5 protein-coding genes are annotated in these 4904 nt (G+C 65.6%); 3 read left to right on the forward strand and 2 right to left on the reverse strand.

The window, feature by feature from the left end; genetic code table 11:
- Positions 1-907, reverse strand: a 907-nt coding sequence (locus ON23_RS37960) for an MFS transporter (RefSeq protein WP_167331870.1), incomplete at its 3' end; no start/stop codon positions are given.
- Positions 908-1312: 405 nt separating this feature from the next.
- Positions 1313-2377 carry a family 43 glycosylhydrolase gene (locus ON23_RS17930; protein ID WP_039779573.1) on the reverse strand — a complete coding sequence of 355 codons (1065 nt, stop codon included), beginning with the start codon at positions 2375-2377 and terminating at the stop codon, positions 1313-1315.
- 218 nt (positions 2378-2595) lie between these two features.
- Here ON23_RS17930 and ON23_RS17935 point away from each other — a divergent pair, with 218 nt between their 5' ends.
- From ON23_RS17935 to ON23_RS17945, 3 genes are all read left to right on the forward strand, one after another.
- Positions 2596-3495 (forward strand): alpha/beta hydrolase, encoded by a 900-nt coding sequence (locus ON23_RS17935; RefSeq protein WP_051042825.1) that lies wholly within the window; start codon positions 2596-2598, stop codon positions 3493-3495.
- Positions 3496-3555: 60 nt separating this feature from the next.
- Positions 3556-4362: an SDR family NAD(P)-dependent oxidoreductase gene (locus ON23_RS17940; RefSeq protein ID WP_039779574.1), complete on the forward strand. Its 807-nt coding sequence runs from the start codon at positions 3556-3558 to the stop codon at positions 4360-4362.
- Positions 4363-4448: 86 nt separating this feature from the next.
- Positions 4449-4904: nitrate- and nitrite sensing domain-containing protein (locus tag ON23_RS17945; RefSeq protein WP_039779575.1), on the forward strand; the 456-nt coding region annotated here is incomplete at its 3' end.

Consider the following 4904-nt stretch of genomic DNA (forward strand, 5'->3'; position numbering starts at 1 on the left):
TGGGTGGCATGAGAGCGAGCATTTGGGTCACGGTGCCCGCGGTGAAGACCGTGCCGGCGAGGAGTGCGGTCGCGACGAACACCGACCAGACCTCGCGCCGGCCCAGCAGCGACAGCTGGAACATCGGCTCGTCCACCATGCGTTCGGTGACCAGGAAGGCGAGCACCGCGAGGATCCCGCCGAAGACGAATGCCAGAGTTTTCGGCTCCGTCCAACCCCATTCCGGCCCTTTACCCACGCCGTAGACGATGGCGGTCAAGCCGGCACCCAGCAGCAGGCCGCCGAGCCAGTCGAAACTCGTACTGCTGTTGCGCACCGGCGATTCCGGCACGAACGCCACCAGCATCACCAAGCTGACAGCCGTGGCAATCACCAGGAACCACAACACACCGCGGAAGCCGAAGCCGTCGAGCAGCCAACCGGACAGGAACGGGCCGCCGAGTGCGACCAGTCCGACCGCACCGCTGATCAGCCCGCTGGCCGGTCCGACGACTTTCGGGGGAAAGACGTCGCGTGCGAGCGCGAAGACAAGCCCTGCCATCGGCATATAGAAGCCGCTGATGCCCTTGCCGAGGAGGAGAACAGCGTAGCTGGGCGCCACTGCCGAGATCAGGTCGCCCACCAGGCCGAGGATGGTGACGATGATCATCATCCGGCGTTTGCCGTAGATATCGGCGAGTTTGAAGACGAACGGCGCGACGAAGGTTCCCACCATCGCCGAACTCAGCGAGAACCACGCGATCTGCGTGGTCTGGAAGTGAATAGCGATCTGCGCCTGCGCATTTCCGCCGAGCAGACCGATGATCGACAGCACCTGGGCGGGCCAGATCAAGGAAATGAGTAGCAGCGCGTAGCGGGCGCCGAGGCCGGCACCGACTTCGGCCCGCTTCGTTGCGGTTGTTGTCACGGACGTGCCTTTCGTGAATTCGTGCAACCGGTGCCGTGCGGGTACACCACCGGCGGCACCACCCGGGGACGCCGCGCGATCGCTGGAAGACCACATCGTGAATCCGGACCGGGTGCGCCGATACTAGCTCGTGCTAGTTATCCTGTACACGGATTACGCAGAAACCACAGCCGACCCAATACGACTTCCTGCGCGCATGGGGTGAACGCTTCGCACCGTCTGCAGTTCCCCCAACGTCCTCATATGCGGCGACTGACCGCCGCTACTTCAGCGAGCACTCCATGAAGCTGCTCCCCCGAACCCGAGGAGGTGGCGATCCCGGAACTCGCCGCGGCATAATCCGAACAAACTGATCTCGCACGGTGTTGAGAAACTCCACCAAGCGGGACGTCACCCACTCTGGGCTCATCTGAAGTCATCAGGTGTCCACTGGTCGATCCATTCGATCCGCGGAATGTCGCCGTCGAACCGGATGGGCAGCCAGACGTAGTCTGCGATGGCGGTGTTGTCCCCTCCGGCGGCACTCGTCATTGCATCCGAGTCATCGGGCTCGAGTGTCGGGGCGGCCTGCTCGCCTCGGGTGATGGCGGCGATCGTCTCGTAGACGTTGGGCATGTCGTCGGGCAGTTGGGGCAGCCATCGGTCGGCGAGGGCGATGTAGAGGTCTTCCTTGTGCGGGTGCTTGAAGATGGAGCTGATCTGGGATCGGAAGGAAGTGCGGGACTGGTCGTCGTGGTGCAGATCGCCGAGGACGGTGAACGGCCCGTGATAGTCGGGGCCGGCGGCGATCTCAGAGAAGTTGGGGAAGTACCAGGTCGTGCCTGAAGTCACAAGGAAGTGGGTCCCGTTGCGTTCGAAGTGCGCCGGGGCTTCACGCGTGAACGGCGGTCCGGGATGCGGGAAGTGGCTGGAGAACTCTCCCGACACGTCGGTGTAGTCGTCCGTGAGTTCGGCGCAGATGAGCTCGGTGTGGACCTTCTCGAAGTAGTAGTACGCCTTACCCGTGTCGGGGTCGACGACAAGGTCGAAATCGCCGGCGTTCATGCCGAGCGGCTGAAGGCCGGTGCGGACGATCTCGTAGGGACCGAGCAGGTTGTCGGCGACGAGGACGGTGGAGCGTTGCTCGTCGTCAGCCATCATCACCTTGATCCAGCAAACGTACTTTCCGGTGCCCGGGTGGCGGACGATGTGGGGCCGGTCCATCTTCTGCGCCGGGTGCAGGGGCGAGTCCGGATCGTCGTGGACGGGGGGAATGATCAGCCCCTTGTCGTCCCAGTTGATCAGGTCGGTGGAAGTGTATGCGCGCACTCCCCAGTGCCAGTTACCGGCGCCGGGGGTGGTGTGCTCCTTGTTCTCGCCGTACCAGGTGAACAAGCCATCCTCGTAGAAGATGGAGCCACCGTGGGCCTGGATGCGTTCCCCCTTGGTGTCCAACCACACCTGTCCAGGTCGAATTGAAGTCTCGGTCATACGGTGTCTCTTTCTCTGAAGTCTCGAGGCTCAGCTTCGGTGCGCGGGGTGGACACCGGTTCGCTCTCGGAAACGGTGGCAAGGGCGGAGGCGAGACCACATCGTGAATCCCGACCGGGTGCGCCGATACTAGCTCGTGCTAGCTATCCTCTACAGATTACGTAGAAACCCGACCAGCCGGCCCACGTCGCGACGACGGGCCCGAACGAGAGGATCGCATGACCACTCCGGACCATCGCCGGTCCCCATACGAGGTCTCTCTGGACGAATCCACGCCACCGCTCCGGGTACGCGTCTACCCCGCGACCACACGGGGCGCCGAGCTCACCGACGGACTGCTCTGGATGCACGGCGGAGCATTCGTCGGCGGCGACCTGAACATGCCCGAGGGCGATGCGGTGTGCCGAGCCCTGGCAGCGAACGGAATCTGCTGTCTCGCTGTGGATTACAGGCTGGCGCCGAAGTTCGGCGCATGGCGCGCGCAGCGCCGGCCGGACGCGGTGCGTTATCCCGCTCCGGTCGACGACTGTGAGCGCGCGTGGCGGTATCTCGACGACAACTGCGCACGGCTTCGCATCGATCCGCGCCGCCGCTATATCGGCGGGGCCAGCGCCGGGGCGACTCTCGCCGCCACCCTGACACTGCGTCTGCTCCGCACGAGCGAGCCCGCCCGAGCGGCCGGGGCCGTACTCGCGTATCCGTTGCTGCACAGCGAACTACCTGCCGCCGCCGCTCCCCTTCGCGCGGACCTTTCACGATCGCGGCGCCTGGGCCAGTTCAGCCCTGCAGCGGTCCGTTGGATCGCGCGAAACTATGTCGGACGCGGCCGGACGGATCGGCTATCGCACGCATTCCCGGGAGGCTCGGACCTGTCCGGCTTCCCACGCACCCTGATACACAACTCGCAGTACGACTCCCTGCGCGCATCGGGAGAACGCTTCGCCGAGGAACTGCGTGCACACAATCGTCCCGTCGACATCGGATTCGAACCCGGAACCCGGCACGGTCACCTGAACCGGCCCGATCGCCCCGCCTTCGCCGCGACGATACGCACGATCACCGATTGGATCGCGGCCGGATCGCAATCAATATCCCAACCAGTGAAATCACCCCATTGAAGAATCGCTGTGCCTGAGCATGCTGGGCGCATCGGTGACCAACAAAGGAGTAACACCATAATGACTACCCTGCAGCGCTACGCCGACCGCCGCGTCCTGGTGACGGGCGCCGGTTCCGGCATCGGTCAGGCGACCGTTCTGCGCATCCTGTCCGAGGGCGGCCGGGTCGCGGCCGCGGACATCAGCGCCGACGGCCTGAAGCACACGCACACCAAGGCAGGCGACGACGCGGAGCGCCTCACCACCGTCGTCATGGACGTCGGTGCCGAGGACTCGGTGAAAACCGGTGTCGCCGAGGCAGTCCGGGAGCTCGGTGGCCTCGACGCGCTGGTGAACGCGGCGGGGATTCTGCGCTCTGCCCACTTCGAGCAGACCACTGTGGCCGACTTCGAACAGGTGATCCGGATCAATCTCATCGGCACCTTCCTGGTGATCCGGGAAGCCCTGCCGGCGCTGCGCGAGGGTACGGGGCCGGCGGTGGTGAACTTCAGCTCCACCTCGGCGCAGTTCGCGCACCCGTACATGTCGGCCTACGCGGCTTCGAAGGGCGGCATCCAGGCGATGACCCACGCGCTCGCCATGGAATTCAGCAAGCAGGGCATCCGCTTCAATTCCGTGCAGCCGGGCTCGATCTCGTCGGGTATGACCGACGGCACCGGCGAAGCCAAGCAGAGCGTGGGCCCCGGCCTGCCCGCCGACGCGGATTTCGCCCTGTTCGGCAAGACCGCACCGATGCTGCCGCTGCCCGACGGCGCGATTTTCGCCCAGCCCGACGCAGTGGCCGCCGTGGTCGCGATGCTCGCCTCCGCCGACGCCTACTTCGTCACCGGTGCCGAACTGCGCGTCGACGGCGGCTCGCACATGTGACAGTCGGGCCGGAAGCGATTCGAAAATACTTCCGCTGAACGGGATTCCGGCTCCGGGAGCCGCCGCGGCCACCTTAGCGTTCGGCCGTGTTCAGGCCCCGGATCGGCATCCGCACCCGCGTCGTCGCGGTGGCGGCCATTCCCTGCGTATCGTTGTTGCTCGTCGCCGTAGGAGCTGCAGGTCACTTCCTGCAAACCGGCCAGCACGCCCGCGACTGGGCGGCCCAGAACGGTCGCGCACTCGAGCCGGTGGTCACCATGGTCGAAGCGATGCAACAGGAACGGCAACTGACCATGGTGGCCGCCCAGCGGGCACAGCCGGTCCCGGCACTGGCGGCGGCACGCGAGCACGTCGACCACGCGCTCGCCGACCTCACGCCCATGGGCGAGGCGCTGGCCACTATCGACCCCACCGGATTTCGCGACGTGCTCGCCAACTCCGTCACGGTACTGGCGAAGCTGCCGGCCACTCGCTCGGGCGTCGACGCGGGCACGCTGAGCGCCGACGATGCCTACGACTACTACAACCGAGCAGTCGAGGTC

This window comes from Nocardia cerradoensis NBRC 101014, from assembly GCF_000308535.1.
GTDB lineage: Bacteria > Actinomycetota > Actinomycetes > Mycobacteriales > Mycobacteriaceae > Nocardia > Nocardia cerradoensis.